Raw genomic sequence first — 17,990 nt, 5'->3', positions numbered from 1 at the left:
ATGCTACTCCGAGTCTGGTTCAGGCTTTATTGCGGCAACTTGCTCACCTTCAACGCGCAGCGGCATGCCTTGCACAGGGGTACGTAAACTGGTCATCACTATGCGATCGCCAGCGCTGAAATTATTTTTCACGTAAACGTCTTCGCCTTGAGCACGCACCACTTCAACCTCGATCACTTTGAGCTTGTTGTTGGCATCAATGATATGCAGCACATTGGTGCCATGAATCGCTTCTCTTGGCACAACAACGATATTGTCGGCTTTCTTACCTTGAATAACCGCATTAACGAACATGCCAATACGCACTTCGTCGTCATGTTCACGATTTTTCAAGTTATAGGGATCGTCAATTTGCGCGACAATATAGTGCACACGGGATTCATTACTGACTACACCTTCATAGCGAGCAATGAATGATGACCATTCATCGACTTTAAAGCCGTCGTGGTAGATGATTTTAACAGGACGCGAGGTATCGCCTATTTCATTTACTTTTGGCAAGTTTAAAAAGCGTAAATCAGATTGTTTGACCGGCAGTCGCACTTCGGCATAATCTATGGCAAAGGTCTTCGCCAATTGACCACCTATCGATACGTATTGACCAATATCGACGTATTTTTCGACCAATAACGCATCGTAAGGCGCATATATTTTGGTGCGTTCTAATTTGGTTTGTGCTTCTTTCAAATCCGCTTGCGAGGCTTTTACATCGGCTCTCGCCTTTTGTAATTGCGGTGTTCGTAACGCTAAAATTGGTGCATCATCTAATGGTTTGCCGGTCATGCGCCATTCTTCTTTGGCCTGATCTGAACGGGCTTGTTCTTGAATAAACTCGGCTTGCATCGATTCTAGACGTGATTGCGCTTCGAGCAAATTTACTTCATAGACGATAGGATCAATTTCCAGCATTAATTCGCCTTTAGAAAAATAACCGCCAACTCGTAATTTATCGGACACAAAAGTAATTTGTCCTGACACTTCAGAAATCATTACTGTTTCGGTACGTGCCTTTACGGTGCCCTGACTGGTCACTTCAAATACTATATCTTTGACTTCAATGTCGCTGGCCTTAACCAGTGGTGGACTAATATCTATCTCTTTCTTCTCCGGCTTTTGCGCCATTGAAGCGAGACCCACAAACCCTAGAATGCCAGCAAGGATGATCGCTATTGGCACTATTATGTTTTTCGTTCGACTCGGCGGGGCCGGGTTTTGAGCTTGAATCTGAGGATGTAATTTAGTCATTGCTAAGTACCGCGTTAATGATTTTTAAAACCTTGATATAGCCACTTAAATATAGCGCTAAAGCATTAATTTTTCTTCTATTTTTTCACTATAAAGTGATTTAACTCAATCGCCTATATAATTTACTTTGATTTACCAAAACTGATGCCAGGCACTAAGCATTTCCAGTAAGTCTTCTACGCCGCAACTCGCCGTTTGGTTCATATCGAAATTATCTACATCATCAATTAACCGCTCGGGCAAGTCTTGGTCACTGCAAATAATGTTCGCAAAAACGGTAGCCTCGCCCTCTTCTATACTCAATGAATACTCTTTACCGTTCAGTTGCAGCTTATCACTGCGGGTTTCGCTGGCATTAACAAGCGCTTGCACGGCATTAAATTTTGATTGGTCGGTGCCTATTTCACTTTCAAGCCACGGGCCGAATACATGATGTTCAAGGTTAAACTCGGCGCAAGGCTGGCCATTAATAAAGTCGAGGGTAAATTGATAGTCCATAATTGCTCTGGGTTGCTGTTAAAACAGTTACTTAACATAAAAAGTAGATGATAAACGCGTTAATTTTACTATGTTGGAAACTAAAAAGCGTTAACAACATCAAACGACCCATTGGAGTTAACAATAATTTAACATATTTTGATAACAACAGGGACTATGACCGCTTCTAGAGCCAAAAAATCAAAACTGAACTTGGTTAACGCACTGAGCTTGTCAGTGTTGCTGCACCTTGTTTTACTTGCGGTGTTTTTATCGCAATCCGTTGGCGTCGACAAGCTCAGTAATCGCCAACAATGGCAGGAAAACGCAAATCTCATCGATACACCTAAGCAAAATATCAAAAGCTACATTTATCGTTCACCGAAAAAAACAGCGGTTAAGACCCAGTTAGCACCTGAGTTAAGACCTGAGTTAACTTCTGAGCAAGCGCCTGAACTAGAGCCTCAGTTAGCACCCCAATTAAAAGCTGAGTCCAACGACCATGCAGAGGTAGAAGACAACAATGACGACATCGCCAACAATAAAGCAACGGAACCAACAAGCAAACAGCAATCCCCTTCAGCAAGTCCCGCCAGCTCGAGCAAAGATGTGATGGCAAAAGACACACAAGGCAATGACTTTAATCCCTATAAAACACGCATGCAGTTTGCTGAAAAGCTGCAACAACAAAGTCTGTTAGATATGCAAAAGCCGGAAAACGATAATGGCCCTTTACCGAACTGGCAAGCAGCGCCGATTAAACCATTAGTAAAAACACAATTACAAATAGACGCTGAAAATACCACGGTCATAGGAAATGAAACCATCATCAAAAAAGATGGCTGGTGTCAGCAAAGTACTGATTTAAGTTTTATCGATGATAATTTGGGGACGGTTTACTCGGCAAGCTTTTGCGGTGAAAGCAAAGCGGATAAATACTACCGAGAATTTATGAACAAGCACATGGAAGCATATAAACGCAAAGGCGAATAAACTGTGAGCGAAGCCCATTAAAAATTAGCGGTTGGCGTTGGTAGCAATCTTGCGACAAAAGTTCTGGTAATGCCCATGACTATGCCCATGGCAAGATTCATGGCAAGGTTCATGGCAACGCTCATGGCAATAGTCACTGCCATAGTTATGAAAACGTCCAGGACAATCTGCACACAATAAAAAGGGCCGCATTAGCGACCCTTTATAGTGTTATTAGTTAAACTGTAGTTATGCTACGTTTTGGGCAATAACAACTTCTTTTGCTTTGTTGGTGTAACTTTCCATCTTGTGGAAGTTCAAGTAACGGTAAGTATCGGCTGCTGTTGCATCGATTTGCTTAGCGTATTCCATGTACTCTTCTACAGATGGTAAACGACCAACGATAGCGCCAACGGCAGCTAGCTCTGCTGACGTTAAGTAAACGTTAGCGCCGGTACCTAAACGGTTCGGGAAGTTACGAGTAGAGGTGGACAATACGGTCGCCTTGTCAGCAACACGTGCTTGGTTACCCATACACAGTGAACAACCTGGAGTTTCGATACGAACACCAGATTTACCGTAGATTGAGTAATAACCTTCTTCGGTTAACTGATCACGGTCCATCTTAGTTGGTGGAGCAACCCACAAACGTGTTGATAAAGTACCGCCAAAGTTTTCAAGCAATTTACCCGCAGCACGGAAGTGACCAATGTTGGTCATACAAGAGCCGATGAATACTTCATCAACTTCGTCGCCAGCAACATCAGAAAGAAGCTTGGCATCATCTGGGTCGTTAGGACAACAAACGATTGGCTCTTTGATATCGGCTAAATCAATTTCGATAACGTGGGCATATTCTGCATCCGCGTCAGCTTCCATTAGTGATGGGTTCGCTAACCACTCTTGCATGCCGTTGATACGACGCTCGATGGTACGAACATCGCCGTAACCTTCAGAGATCATCCACTTAAGCATAACGACGTTTGATTCAAGGTATTCTTTAACAGCGTCTTCGTCAAGCTTGATGGTACAACCTGCAGCAGAACGCTCAGCAGATGCATCAGATAATTCAAATGCTTGCTCAACGGTCAAACCTTTAAGGCCTTCAATCTCTAGTACACGACCAGAGAATTCGTTGATTTTACCTGCTTTCTCAACGGTTAATAGACCGTTTTTGATGCCGTAGTAAGGGATAGCGTGTACTAGGTCACGTAAAGTGATACCCGGTTGCATTTCACCTTTAAAGCGAACCAATACTGATTCAGGCATATCAAGAGGCATAACGCCGGTAGCGGCAGCAAATGCAACCAAACCAGAACCCGCAGGGAATGAAATACCAAGAGGGAAACGCGTATGAGAATCACCACCTGTACCAACAGTGTCAGGCAACAACATACGGTTCAACCATGAGTGAATTACGCCGTCACCTGGACGAAGTGATACACCACCACGGTTCATGATGAAATCAGGTAATGTGTGGTGAGTTTGTACATCAACTGGCTTAGGGTAAGCAGAGGTATGACAGAAAGACTGCATGGTTAAGTCAGCAGAGAAACCAAGACATGCTAAATCTTTTAGCTCGTCACGGGTCATAGGACCTGTGGTATCTTGTGAACCAACAGTTGTCATTTTCGGCTCGCAGTATTGACCAGCACGAATACCGTCAACGCCACATGCTTTACCAACCATCTTCTGTGCAAGGGTGTAACCTTTACCAGAGTCAGCAACATCAACAGGCTTGTTGAACAAATCAGTTTCACCAAGACCTAGTGCTTCACGTGCACGGCCAGTTAGACCACGACCGATGATTAGAGGAATACGACCACCAGCACGAACTTCATCAAGAAGTACCGGGCTAAGCTCAAACGTAGAGATAACTTCGTCCGTACCAGAACGCTTAACAACACCTTCGTATGGGAAGATATCAATCACATCGCCCATGTTCATTGCTTGCACGTCTAGTTCGATTGGCAATGCACCAGAATCTTCCATTGTGTTGTAGAAAATAGGGGCGATTTTACCGCCTAAACAAACACCACCACCACGCTTATTCGGTACGTATGGGATATCATCACCCATAAACCAAAGTACTGAGTTAGTCGCTGACTTACGAGATGAACCGGTACCAACAACATCACCTACGTAGGCAAGAGGAATGTTGTCTTGTTGTAGTTCTTCGATTTGTGCGATTGGACCAATCGTACCGTCTTGATCTGGGTTGATACCGTCACGAGCCATTTTTAACATTGCTTTGGCGTGTAGAGGGATATCAGGACGAGACCAAGCATCAGGTGCTGGAGATAAGTCATCGGTGTTAGTCTCACCAGTAACTTTAAATACTTTAACCGTGATCTTCTCAGCTACGGCGTCACGGTTAGTAAACCATTCACCATTAGCCCATGATTCCATAACGGCTTTAGCTTGAGCGTTACCCGCGTCAGCTTTTTCTTTTACGTCATAGAAAGAATCGAACATAAGAAGTGTTTTAGAAAGACCGGTAGCGGCGGTAGCAGCTAGCGCTTCATCTTCTAATAAATCGATCATAGGTTGGATGTTGTAACCACCTAACATGGTACCTAGTAATTCGGTAGCACGTTCAGCATTAAGGATTGGTGAATTTGCTTCGCCTTTAGCTAATGCGGCTAAGAAGCCAGCTTTAACGTAAGCGGCATCATCAACACCTGGAGGCACGCGATTGGTTAGAAGGTCTAAAAGAAACTCTTCTTCGCCTGCTGGTGGGTTTTTAACAAGTTCTACTAGCTGAGCAACTTGTTCTGCATCTAGTGGCTTAGGAACAATACCTTCTGCCGCACGCTCTTCTACGTGTTTACGATAATCTTGAAGCACTTTGCTTTCCTCTCTTGCATAAAACGAATGTACCGGGTGTTAACCCTGTTCTGAACACTCGTTTATTGTGATTTTTAACCGCGCAAATTATACGGGATCTGGCGCAAAAACTGAATACACAAGTCAGTAATTAAATTTATATCTGGTATTCATGGCGTTTATATTGATTTACATCTCGGTATAGATTCAGGGCAGAACCGTTTGTTATTTTAGCCTAGCTTGGATGACATTTTGGTGACGATTACATTTAAATTAGAGAACAAGGCATAAGGGCTAAGGGCTAAGCGATGTTGTGGCAGGTTATTTATTTTCAACCCCGATTTAGATTCTATACTTTGTTTGGTTGAGTAAATTAACGGGACAACAGATGTCACATACAAAGACCTTTGTGTTGATAACTTTTTTCATTGGCTGTTTTGCCATACAGGCAAAAGCACCAGAATTTGTCGCACCAGAAGAACAGCCCGACATAGTTCGTTTTGCCGTCATTGCCGATTTAACCGGTGGTGAACGTCCGGGAGTTTTTAATGTTGCAGCCGAAGGCATTGCCCGACTGCAGCCCGATTTTATAATGAGTATTGGTGATTTAATCGAAGGCGGTACCGAAGACATCGCGCAAATGAACAAAGAATGGCGAACCTTTAAAGCCAACCTCAATAACCCTGACATTAATTTTTATCCGACCGTTGGCAACCATGACATATCCAACAGCGTCATGCGTGACTGGTATGAATCGACAGTTGGACCACGCTATTACCATTTCGTCTATAAAAATGCCTTATTTATCGTTATCGACAGTGAAGATTTTAGTGATGAATTTTTCATTGAATTAAAGCAAAAACGCGATAAAGCCATTGAGGTCTATAAAACCAACCCTGATCAATTTGCCGATACGGAATACGCGAAAATGCCACAACGTCATTATGGCGAGATAAGCAAACAACAAACCGACTATGTATTAAAGGTATTAAAGCAAAACAACGAGGTACGTTGGACCTTTCTGTTTATGCATAAACCGGTTTGGCAAGACGAAAACGAGAGCAACTTTAAGCTGATAGAAGATGCAATGAAGGATAGAAGCTATACCGTCTTTAACGGCCATGTACATATGTATCAACACACCCATCGCTTTGGCATGGACTACATTCAACTGGCAACATCCGGTGGCAAAATGTTTGCCGGTAAAGGCCAAAATATGGACCACATCACAATGGTCGCTTTATCCGATGATAAGCCGACCTATCTCAATATTAAACTCGACGGCATGATTGACAAAACAGGTAAAATTCCTGCAAAAGGCGATACGCTATGCTTTTCTGCTACAGACTGTACCAAAAGTAAATAAGCCTGCAATTCACTGGCTTTAATCTCATCTACAACAAGGCGTTGTCTGACGCCTTGCTGAACTCAATATAAATTCATAATAAACAACTGCTTAGTTTGTATAAAAATTGGCAGCATTGGCAACGCTAAACTATGCTTTTAAAGCATGTTAAACAAAAATAAACCTGACAGGATCTGCTCACCTTAATGACTGATAAAGATAATTTTATCTACCTAACCTGGTCGTTAGCATTACTGCTGTTTGCAGTGACCATAGTACAAAACAGTGTCGACCCCGCTTGGCAACGCCTAGTGCAGTCGGCAACGGTGCTTACGCTATTGCTCGCTGTTTGGGGAGTACAAAAGCGTGACAAGCGCCGTTTTGTGCTGCCTGTATTGATCATTGCCTTCTCTGTCGGTGGCAATTTATTTGATGATAACAGTGAAAATTATTTCCATTTATTTTTACTGTTGGTGTTTCTAGTTTTGACCGCCTTTAAAACCGCCAAACAGGTACTGTTTAGCGGTGAAGTTACTGGCAACACGATTTTAGGATCAATATGTCTATATGTCTTATTTGGTCTGATTTGGGCGGTACTGTACACCCTACTCGAAATTTTATTTGGCAATGCCTTTACCGGCATTGGTGATAGCACTAGCTGGCATCAGCTACTGCCTGATTTTATTTACTTTTCATTCGTAACCATTACCACATTAGGCTATGGCGACATTTCGCCAATTGTGCCGATAACCCGTTTTTTTGTATACCTTGAAGCCATCATTGGTCAGTTTTATATAGCCATTCTGGTCGCTAGTTTGGTTGGCTCCAGATTATCGAGTGTACAAGAACCTAAATCCAATAAACCTGAAGGGCAAGACGATGAATAATTCAAACCTTAGCGATACTAGCCGCAGCATTATAGATGCCGGTATAGTCATTATCGCCGGCATGATACTTGGGATAGCCTGTTTTGACATCATTAGGCCATTTATACTTCCCATTGCATGGGGGGCGATTATTGCTATCGCGTTATACCCACTATTTAATAAGCTAAAAACCAGTTTAGGTGGCAAAGGCGGCTTAGCGGCAGCCATACTCACCATTATTGGTATTTCAGCCCTAGTGATTCCAACTGTAACGTTTTCGACATCCGCAATCGACGCGATTGGTTCAGTAGGAGAGCAATTAAAAGAAGGTACCCTTGATGTACCACCGCCAAGTGAAAAGGTAAAAGAGTGGCCATTAATTGGCGAAAAAACCTATGCCGCTTGGCAGAAAGCTGCCACCAACATCGAAGGTTTTGCTAGCCAGTATTCTGAACAAATCAAAAATACATTTTCTGCAATGTTGGGCGCCGCAGCCAGTTTTGGTGGGGTGATATTGCAATTCGTTTTTTCGATGATCATTACCGCCATATTCTGGACCAATGCTGAGGCCTGTAATAGAGGATGTCAGATTTTCTTCTCTCGTCTAATGGGCGACAAAAGCGATGAAATCCTAAAAAATAGCGTGGCAACGGTGCGCAGTGTTGGCGCCGGTATTTTAGGTATCGCCTTTACGCAAGCCATACTGGCTGGTATTGGTTTAGTCGTTGCGGGCATTCCAGCAGCGGGCATTTGGGTATTGTTAGTTTTGATTGTCGCCATCGTGCAATTGCCACCTATCCTAATTCTCGGTCCTATTGCTGCTTATTACTTCTCCGTCGCTGACACCACGCCTGCGGTGATATTCTTAATCTACTCATTTTTAGTGAGTATGAGTGATGCATTCTTAAAACCGTTATTGCTCGGTCGTGGTACCGACATCCCCATGCTGGTGATTTTGATGGGCGCCATTGGTGGCATGATAATGTCCGGAATCATTGGTTTATTTACCGGTGCGGTGATTCTAGCCTTAGGTTATCAAGTGATGCTGATGTGGCTTAATACTCGTCAAACAAAGCCCCAGGAAAGCGCCGAAGAGTAACGCAGTAAAGGTGTACAATGAGCTCTAATAACGATAAAAATCAGCAAGATAACGGCGTCAATGATGACTCAGCTGAAGCACAACATAGTTCAGCTTCAGCTGCTGAGTCAGAAACTAAGTCAGAAGCCGTAGACGCAAAAGCTAGCGAGGAAAAGCCGGCTGGCAAAGCTGCTAAACCAGACTTTGCCAAGCGTTTTTCTAAAATAACGTTATCTTTAGCATTGTTGTATTTTCTTTGGTATGTGATTGGCGATCGGGTTACGCCAATCTCTGACCAAGGTCGCATTAGAGCGTTTGTTATTCCTGTGGTACCGCAAGTTGCCGGTAAAGTGTCAAAGATTTATGTTGGCGGTGACAAGGTGGTCAAAAAAGACCAAGTACTATTTGAAATCGACGATAGGGATTATCAATTGGCTTTAGAAAAAGCCAAAGCCAACCTTGAACTTACCGGACAAGAAATCGGCGCCGATACTGCCGTACTTGATTCCGCCAAAGCGCGACTCGATCAAGCTAAAGCGGATTTAGAAGTAAAGAAAATAAACACCAGCCGAGTGTTTATCCTCGAGCAAGAAGGCATTATTTCAGGTTTTGATGGCGATCGTGCTCGTGGCGTTTTAACGCAGGCAGAGCTCGCTGTCGTCGATGCCGAAGCCGGTTACGAGCAAGCTAAACAAAAACTCGGCAAAGAGGGTAAAAATAACCCCAAACTATTATCTGCATTGGCGGAGTTATCCACTGCTAGATTGAATCTTAGTCGTACTAAAGTATCCGCACCGAGTGATGGTGTGGTCTCTTATGCGAAAATAAACGTCGGTTACTATGCCGCTGTTGGCCAACAAATCATGACGTTTATTGGCAAAGACACGGTGTGGATAGAAGCCAGCTTTAGAGAAAATAATTTAGGCAACTTAAAGTCTGGGGATCCGGTCGATATCATTCTCGATTCCGCTCCAGGTCAAATATTTAAGGGCAGTATTGGCACCATAGGTTTTGGTGTTAACTTTGACAAAAATGAACCAGGCGCCCTACCTACACCTGAAAAACCAACCGGTTGGATGCGCGATCCACAGCGTTTCTCGGTCAATATCATATTCGACAAGCCAGACAGCATACCTAAACGCTTATTACGCGAAGGTGGCCAAGTCAGCGTTATCGCCTACACAGAGGAAAGCAATATTGTTTTCGACAAGTTAGGTAAAGCGTGGGCTTGGGTGACGTCTTACATGTCTTACCTGTATTAATACAACCATGAGAGTGACCACCGCAATTCATCATGCCTTGCACAGTCAAAGTGATGATGTGATCAGAATGTTGCGACTCACTTTTGGCCTGACGCTCGCCATCGCATTAGCGTTTGCGATTGCTTGGCCGCTGTCTTTTATTACCGCAGTGTTTACCGGCAGCTTTTTGGGTAATCGCAGCGGTAAAATGCCATTTAAAGTACTTGTCACATTATTAATGGTGGCAACGACCGCCTTTGTTAGCGGCATTTTGATATCCAGCATGCTGCTTAACTACCCTATCGTTTTCATGCTGGTGATGACGTTAATTATTTTCGCCGTTTCTTATTGGAGTTATCGCGGCGGTAATGATTTTGTCATTGCCATGTTATTGGTAGGTTTTACCTTAGTACCGTTGCTTGGCATATTGCACCCTGCCATCGCCGGTATTGTGACGCAAAATTTTATCATTTCTTGTGGTTTAGCCTTGTTCATTACCATGCTGTCCCACGAGATCATTCCCGATAAGCCGGATGTGGTCACCGCCCCTCCTAAACCCGTATTTGATGTTGGTGATAAAGTCATCGGTTTTCAATTGGCGCTGCTCAGTACCATCATCATCATGCCGGCGATGATATTCTTTTTTTATTTTGGTCTGACATCAGATTTATTGGTGCTGGTGTTTATTGCCATATTGGCCCAAAAGCCTGATGTACTTATCGGTATGAAAGGTGCGATGGGGCTTTTGCTCGGCAATATTATGGGCGGCATTATATCCATCGTTATTTTTAATGCCTTAATTATGGTGCCGAGTTACACCTTTATGATCTTAGTCTTTTTAGTGTTGATATCGTCTTTAGGGCGGGTCATTTTTTCTGACTCACGGCTTGCTCCACTATATGCGATGGCACTCAATACGGTGGTTATTATTGTTGCCAAAGGCAGTGGTGAAGATGGCAATGCCGCCGATGACTTTTATATACGTATATTTCAGATTGGCGCTGCTTGCGCATACGTTGTCTTTGCTGCTTATGTGACCACGCCTTGGCTCAGTCAAATCAAAGCCCAGTATCATCAACTGCAACAAAAAGCCTCGCCGCCATAATAGAACGGCCATGTCTGAACCACTAAAGCCGAACCGCTATAACTGAACCGCTATATCTGAACCGCTATAGCCAAATAATGATAAGAGATTCATTGTAGTCTTGTCTGAATACTCGAGTCACTCTAAGTGGGTAAGCGTAATCGCGACATCTTATAAATTAAATAATACGGCTCAGTTGGTTTAGCGTCTTTAAGTAAATGCTTTCAAGTCAAAGACTGCTAACCAAAGTCTCAAACCAATGTCTGCAAGCCAATGTCTTTAAGAAAATGTATTCTAGATAAAATTTGCCCATAAAAAAACGCCAGCACTTGCTGACGTTTTTGATAGCGATTCGATTAAAGAATTACTTCTTCTTTTTCTTAACCGCTTTGGCGTTTGGCAAGTCAGTAATTGAACCTTCAAATACTTCTGCAGCCAAGCCAACAGACTCGTTTAATGTCGGGTGAGCGTGAATGGTTAAACCAACATCTTCCGCATCAGCGCCCATTTCAACCGCTAATCCGATTTCACCTAGCATTTCACCAGCATTGATACCAACGATAGCACCACCTAGTACGCGACCAGTGTCTTTATCGAAGATCATCTTAGTTTTACCTTCAGTACGCGCTGAAGCAATTGCACGACCTGATGCAGACCAAGGGAAGTTAGCAACTTCGATGTTTAAGCCTTGCTCTTTCGCTTCACGCTCAGTAACACCTACCCATGCAATCTCAGGGTCAGTGTAGGCAATTGAAGGGATACAACGTGGTTCAAATACGTGCTTCTTACCAGCAATAACTTCAGCTGCAACGTGCGCTTCGTGAACCGCTTTATGAGCAAGCATAGGTTGGCCAACAACGTCACCAATTGCGAAGATGTGTGGCACGTTAGTGCGCAGCTCGTTGCTTACGTTGATGAAACCGCGCTCATCTACATTAACGCCAGCTTTATCAGCAGCAATTAAGTGACCGTTTGGTTTACGACCTACAGCAACCAAGATCTTGTCAAAACGAACCTGACCTTCTGGTGCTTTTTTACCTTCAAACGTTACATATAAACCGTCTTCTTTGGCATCAACGGCAACAACCTTGGTTGAAAGCATGATTGATTTAAAGCGTGGTTTGTTGTGCTTGGTGTAAATTTTTACAACGTCTGCGTCAGCCGCTGGTACCAATTGGTCAGCAAACTCAACAACAGAAACGTTAGCGCCTAATGAGCTGTATACGGTACCCATTTCAAGGCCGATGATACCACCACCTAAAACAAGCATCTCTTCAGGTACGTCTTTAAGCTCTAGGGCACCTGTTGAGTCGATGATGCGGTCGTCTTCAGGAATGAACGGCAAGTTCACAACAGATGAACCACAAGCGATGATCGCGTTGTCAAAGTTTACTGTGGTGTTACCGTCAGTGCCTTCAACTTCAATGCTGTTAGCGCCGGTGAATTTACCGTAACCGTTAACAACCTTAACTTTACGCATCTTGGCCATACCGCCAACACCTTGAGTAAGCTTGCCAACAACTTCGCTGTCTTTCCACTGGCGAATTTTTTCTAGGTCAATTTCTGGTTGACCAAAAGTAACACCGTGAGCGGCCATGTCTTTGGCATCATCAATCACTTTAGCAACGTGAAGAAGTGCTTTAGATGGAATACAGCCGACGTTTAGACAAACGCCACCTAAGTTACTGTATTTTTCAATTAATACTACGTCTAAGCCTAAATCTGCGGCTCGGAATGCTGCAGAATAACCGCCAGGGCCTGAACCTAAAACCACGACTTGTGTTTTAATTTCGTTGCTCATGTTTACCTCAAATTCTTGAAATTAGCGCCAATACTTAACCTGTGATTGACTACCAAATTACACCCCTGAATTCGTTCAGGCATGCAGTAAAATTCCTATTGTGAATGCGTTTAAAAGTGCTTAAGAAAACTTTTAACACACCCTCTAATTTTTTAAACGGGGCAAGTTTACAGTGTGTGACAAAAAATCGCCAACATTTATGTAAAAAATTCCAACCTTGCTCTGCTCTTGCGCTTAACCTACGTAAACTTTTCGATGCTTTGCAAAAGGGTTGTCATTATTACCACCAGATTAAAATCGCCGGTGCGAACACCGGCTAAAACGATTTACAAAATCATTTGACGAATATCGGTCATCATTGATGACAAATAAACGCTAAAGCGTGCTGCTAACGCGCCATCAATTACTCTGTGATCATACGATAGAGACAGAGGTAACATCAGACGTGGAACAAACTCGCTACCATTCCACTTAGGTTTCATATCTGACTTAGAAACACCTAAGATGGCAACATCTGGCGCATTTACGATAGGTGTAAATGCTGTACCACCAATACCACCTAATGATGAAATGGTGAAACAGCTGCCTTGCATGTCCTTCGCCGTTAACTTACCATCACGAGCTTTGGCAGAAATTTCCAATAACTCTTTAGACAGTTCATAAATACCTTTTTGATCAACGTCACGTACAACCGGTACAACCAAACCATTTGGTGTATCAACGGCAACACCAATGTGCACGTATTTTTTCATGATCAAGCTTTCGCCATCTTCACTCAAACTTGAGTTAAATACCGGGTACTCACGAAGCGCTGCGGCTGCCGCCTTCAAGATAAACACCAATGGCGTGATCTTAAAGCCTAACTTCTTCTTCTCCGCCAACACATTTTGTTGTTTACGGAATGCTTCTACCTCAGTGATATCGGCTTCATCAAATTGCGTAACATGTGGAATCGTTACCCAGTTGCGATGCAGATTAGGTCCTGAGATTTTTTGAATACGGGTTAATGGCACTTGCTCAATTTCACCAAATTTAGAGAAATCTACTTTTGGTTGAGCGATAACTTGCAAGCCACCTTCACCACTGGCAACCGAGGTATTCGCCGTTGCTTTCGGACGTGACAATTCGTATTTCACATACGACTGCACATCTTCTTTCATGATACGAGCTTTTTTACCGGTGCCTTTTACCTTGGATAAATCAACACCAAATTCACGGGCTAAACGGCGAATCGCCGGCGATGCGTAAATTTGACCTTGCTTCAGTGCAGAACCTGCACTTGGGTGGTGTGGTACTGGAGCGGCTTTCTTTTGTTGCGGTGCAGGTGCAGCAACAACCGTTTGTTCTTTCGCAGCTTCAACCGCTGGAGCAGCCGGTGCAGGTGCGACAGCAGCTTGGGTTTCAAGCAACAATACTAGGCTGCCTTCTCCCACTTTATCGCCAACAGCAACTTTCACTTCAACGACCTTGCCACCTTGTGGTGCCGGAACGTCCATGGTTGCTTTGTCAGTTTCAAGGGTAATCAAGCCATCTTCGGCAGCGATGTCATCACCGGCAGCAACCAGTACATCAATAACGTCAACTTCACCGTCTTGACCAATATCAGGTACACTAACTTCGATAACGGCACTGGCAGCAGGAGCCGCTGGTGCCGCAGCTGGTGCTGGCGTATCTGCTACAGGAGCTGGCGCAACCGGAGCTTGTGCAGCTGGTGCTGCAGCTGACGCTGATGCACCAACTTCTAGTAATAAGACTAAGCTGCCTTCTCCCACTTTATCACCAACAGCGACTTTCACTTCAACGACCTTGCCACCTTGTGGTGCAGGTACGTCCATGGTCGCTTTATCGGTTTCAAGGGTTATTAAACCATCTTCAGCACTGATTTCATCACCCGCGGCGACCAATACATCGATGATATCAACTTCACCGTCCTGACCAATGTCAGGTACAGTAATTTCAACCACTTCAGAACTAGCTGTTGCTGGTTCAGCAGCAGGAGCCGGCGCGGCTTCAGCAGCCGGGGCAGCGGCTTGTTCTGCAGGAGCAGAGTCCGCGGCAGCTACCTCAAGAACAACGATTAAATCGCCTTCTGAAATTTTGTCACCAATCGCTACTTTAATTTCTTTAACCACACCAGCATCCGATGATGGTATATCCATTGAAGCCTTATCAGTTTCAACACTTACCAATGCATCTTCTACCGCTACCGTGTCTCCGACAGCGACGCTCAGTTCGATAACTTCGACTTCGTCACCACCGACATCCGGTACGAGAATTTCTTTTATATCAGACATGTTATTATCCTTGCCTTACTTACGCTAATTGCTTAATTAAGCGTAAAGCGGGTTAATCTTGTCAGCGTCAATACCAAAGTCTTTAATGGCCTTGGTGACTACGTCCATTTTGATCTCGCCACGCTGGGCCAGTTCATACAATGAAGCAACAACAATATAGTTGTGATCAACTTCAAAGTGACGACGCAAGTTAGCGCGTGAATCAGAGCGACCGAAACCATCGGTACCTAATACACGGAAATCGGTATCAATAAATGCGCGAATTTGATCTGAGTACGCTTTCACATAATCCGTAGCTGAAATTGCTGGACCTGCATCTTTACTGATAACAGTTGTGATATAAGGTACTTTCGCTTCACTTTCTGGGTGTAACATGTTCCAGCGATTCGCTTCTTGACCATCTCGAGCCAATTCGTTGTATGACGTTACCGAGTATACGTCTGACGATATTGAAAACTGTTCAGCGAGAATACGAGCCGCTTCTCTTACTTGCAGCAAGATAGTACCTGAACCCATTAACTGCACGTTGGCTTTGGCTTTTTTGCCTGGCTCAACGCGGTCAAGTTTATAAATACCTTTAATAATGCCTTCTTCAGCATCCGCAGGCATTGCTGGGTGTTGGTAGTTTTCATTCATTAACGTTAAGTAGTAGAAAATGTTTTCATTTTCTTGGTACATACGACGTAAACCTTCACGAACGATAACCGCAACTTCATAACCGTATGTTGGATCATAAGTTACACAGTTCGGGATAAGGTTTGCTTGCACATGGGAATGACCATCCTGATGCTGCAGACCTTCACCGTTAAGTGTGGTACGACCGGCGGTAGCACCTAATAGGAAACCACGTGCCTGACTATCACCAGCTGCCCATGCCAAGTCACCAACACGTTGGAAACCAAACATTGAGTAATAGATGTAGAATGGAATGGTTGTCGCATTACAGGTTGAATAAGACGTACCAGATGCAACCCATGACGCCATGGCACCTAATTCATTAATACCTTCTTGCAATACCTGACCTTTCTTATCTTCGCGGTAGTACGCGACTTGGTCAGCATCTTGTGGTACGTATTTTTGTCCTTCATGAGCGTAAATACCAACTTGGCGGAATAAACCTTCCATACCAAATGTACGCGCTTCATCAGGAATGATTGGCACGATACGGTCACCAATCTTCTTATCTTTAAGCAATGCATTCAAAATACGAACGAAGGTCATGGTAGACGATACTTCACGTTCGCCACTGCCTTTGGTAATTGCTTCAAATGTTTTTAACGGTGGGATCTCAAGAGACTCTTCCGCTTGTTCGCGACGGGCAGGTAGTGAACCACCAAGACCTTCACGGCGCGCACGCATATATTGCATTTCTGGGCTGTCATCAGCAAAACGGAAGAAAGGCAATTCTTCTAATTGATCATCGGCAATTGGCATATTGAAACGATCGCGGTATTGCTTGATTGATTCAATGTCCATTTTCTTAACGTTATGTGCAACGTTTTGCGCTTCACCTGATTGACCTAAACCGTAACCTTTTACTGTTTTAGCCAAAATAACGGTTGGACGATCTTTGGTCTTCTTAGCATGATCATATGCTGCGTAGACTTTAACCGGATCGTGACCACCACGGTTTAGACGCCAAATATCGGCATCTGACATGTTGGCAACCATAGCGGCTGTTTCAGGGTATTTACCGAACCAGTTTTCACGGGTGTATTTGCCGCCTTTTGCTTTACAGTTTTGGTACTCACCATCAACTGTTTCATTCATAAGCTGCAAAAGTTTACCGGATGTGTCGCGAGCAATTAACGGATCCCAGTAAGAACCCCAAATAACTTTAACAACTTCCCAACCGGCACCACGGAAGGTACCTTCTAGTTCTTGAATGATCTTGCCGTTACCACGAACCGGACCATCAAGACGTTGCAAATTACAGTTGATAACGAAACATAGATTGTCTAGACCTTCACGAGCAGCCAAGCCAATCGCACCTAATGATTCTGGCTCATCAGTTTCACCATCACCTAGGAAACAATAAACGCGCTGATCTGAACAGTCTTTAATACCACGGTCCGTTAAGTACTTAAGGAAACGTGCGGTATAGATAGCTTGCAACGGACCCAAGCCCATAGATACTGTCGGGAACTGCCAAAAATCTTGCATAAGATGTGGATGCGGGTAAGACGATAAGCCTTCACCGTCAACTTCCTGACGGAAGTTATCCATTTGCGTTTCAGATAAACGGCCTTCAAGGAATGCACGGGCATAAATACCAGGAGAGATATGACCTTGAGCAAAGATAAAGTCACCACCGTCGGCAGGACTTGCTGCTTTAAAGAAGTGGTTAAAACCAACATCATATAAAGTCGCACTTGATGCGAATGATCCGATGTGACCACCAAGCTCTAAGTCTTTCTTAGATGCACGTAAAACCAATGCCATCGCATTCCAGCGAATCGCGGCACGAATGCGTGATTCAATGGTTTGGTCAGCAGGCATGTTAGGTTCTTGGCCAACAGGGATTGAGTTTACATAAGCAGTAGTTGCTTCAAACGGTAAATGAGTACCACCGCGACGGGCGCGCTCGATCAACGACTCAAGAATGTGATGTGCACGCTCTGGCCCATCTTGTTCAAGAATAGCTTCTAATGACTCAAGCCATTCTTGTGTTTCTTGCGGATCGATATCGTGATTGATTTGATCAGTCATAACGATGTTTTTCTCCAAATTTACGCCTTTATTTTCAAGGACGTTTTAATTT

General features: G+C 43.9%; 13 protein-coding genes. 6 read left to right on the top strand and 7 right to left on the bottom strand.

Annotated features, from left to right (window positions below; genetic code table 11):
- Nucleotides 1-3 precede the first annotated feature (3 nt).
- Entirely contained in the window at nt 4-1,122 is a 1,119-nt protein-coding gene (locus tag E2K93_RS10900; RefSeq protein ID WP_189637751.1) for an efflux RND transporter periplasmic adaptor subunit, read from the bottom strand.
- Nucleotides 1,123-1,377: 255 nt separating this feature from the next.
- The gene (locus E2K93_RS10895; protein WP_135439117.1) at nt 1,378-1,743 is read right to left on the bottom strand and encodes a YacL family protein; all 366 of its coding nucleotides are present in this window, start codon (nt 1,741-1,743) and stop codon (nt 1,378-1,380) included.
- Between the two features lie 156 nt (nt 1,744-1,899).
- Here E2K93_RS10895 and E2K93_RS10890 point away from each other — a divergent pair, with 156 nt between their 5' ends.
- A complete protein-coding gene (locus E2K93_RS10890) occupies nt 1,900-2,715 on the top strand; it encodes a hypothetical protein (RefSeq protein ID WP_135439116.1) in 816 nt (271 codons plus the stop codon).
- Between the two features lie 17 nt (nt 2,716-2,732).
- Here the strand turns inward: E2K93_RS10890 and E2K93_RS17850 are convergent, their stop codons facing one another.
- A complete protein-coding gene (locus E2K93_RS17850; RefSeq protein WP_267128052.1) occupies nt 2,733-2,858 on the bottom strand; it encodes a hypothetical protein in 126 nt (41 codons plus the stop codon).
- A gap of 85 nt (nt 2,859-2,943) precedes the next feature.
- Nucleotides 2,944-5,541: a bifunctional aconitate hydratase 2/2-methylisocitrate dehydratase gene (gene acnB / locus E2K93_RS10885; protein WP_135439115.1), complete on the bottom strand. Its 2,598-nt coding sequence runs from the start codon at nt 5,539-5,541 to the stop codon at nt 2,944-2,946.
- Nucleotides 5,542-5,908: 367 nt separating this feature from the next.
- Here acnB and E2K93_RS10880 point away from each other — a divergent pair, with 367 nt between their 5' ends.
- The 5 genes from E2K93_RS10880 to E2K93_RS10860 all read left to right on the top strand — a co-directional run bounded on the left by E2K93_RS10880 (nt 5,909) and on the right by E2K93_RS10860 (nt 11,155).
- Entirely contained in the window at nt 5,909-6,886 is a 978-nt protein-coding gene (locus tag E2K93_RS10880) for a metallophosphoesterase family protein (protein ID WP_135439114.1), read from the top strand.
- A gap of 185 nt (nt 6,887-7,071) precedes the next feature.
- Nucleotides 7,072-7,752, top strand: a complete 681-nt coding sequence (locus tag E2K93_RS10875; protein ID WP_135439113.1) for a potassium channel family protein — start codon at nt 7,072-7,074, stop codon at nt 7,750-7,752.
- A complete protein-coding gene (locus tag E2K93_RS10870) occupies nt 7,745-8,830 on the top strand; it encodes an AI-2E family transporter (protein WP_135439112.1) in 1,086 nt (361 codons plus the stop codon). Before E2K93_RS10875 ends, E2K93_RS10870 begins: the two co-directional genes overlap by 8 nt.
- A 17-nt stretch (nt 8,831-8,847) precedes the next feature.
- Nucleotides 8,848-10,071: an HlyD family secretion protein gene (locus tag E2K93_RS10865; protein WP_135439111.1), complete on the top strand. Its 1,224-nt coding sequence runs from the start codon at nt 8,848-8,850 to the stop codon at nt 10,069-10,071.
- Nucleotides 10,072-10,078: 7 nt separating this feature from the next.
- Nucleotides 10,079-11,155: a DUF2955 domain-containing protein gene (locus tag E2K93_RS10860; protein ID WP_135439110.1), complete on the top strand. Its 1,077-nt coding sequence runs from the start codon at nt 10,079-10,081 to the stop codon at nt 11,153-11,155.
- A gap of 343 nt (nt 11,156-11,498) precedes the next feature.
- On the opposite strand, the gene lpdA is transcribed toward E2K93_RS10860, so the two are convergent.
- From lpdA to aceE, 3 genes are all read right to left on the bottom strand, one after another.
- Nucleotides 11,499-12,935, bottom strand: a complete 1,437-nt coding sequence (gene lpdA, locus E2K93_RS10855) for a dihydrolipoyl dehydrogenase (protein WP_135439109.1) — start codon at nt 12,933-12,935, stop codon at nt 11,499-11,501.
- Between the two features lie 326 nt (nt 12,936-13,261).
- The gene (gene aceF / locus E2K93_RS10850; RefSeq protein WP_135439108.1) at nt 13,262-15,229 is read right to left on the bottom strand and encodes a pyruvate dehydrogenase complex dihydrolipoyllysine-residue acetyltransferase; all 1,968 of its coding nucleotides are present in this window, start codon (nt 15,227-15,229) and stop codon (nt 13,262-13,264) included.
- Between the two features lie 36 nt (nt 15,230-15,265).
- Nucleotides 15,266-17,938 carry a pyruvate dehydrogenase (acetyl-transferring), homodimeric type gene (gene aceE / locus E2K93_RS10845; RefSeq protein ID WP_135439107.1) on the bottom strand — a complete coding sequence of 891 codons (2,673 nt, stop codon included), beginning with the start codon at nt 17,936-17,938 and terminating at the stop codon, nt 15,266-15,268.
- Nucleotides 17,939-17,990 lie beyond the last annotated feature (52 nt).

The sequence above is a fragment of the Thalassotalea sp. HSM 43 genome, from assembly GCF_004752005.1.
In the GTDB taxonomy this organism is placed as follows: Bacteria; Pseudomonadota; Gammaproteobacteria; order Enterobacterales; family Alteromonadaceae; genus Thalassotalea_A.
The sequence above is the reverse complement of the archived record's forward strand: the minus strand, read 5'-3'. Positions and strand labels throughout refer to the sequence as shown.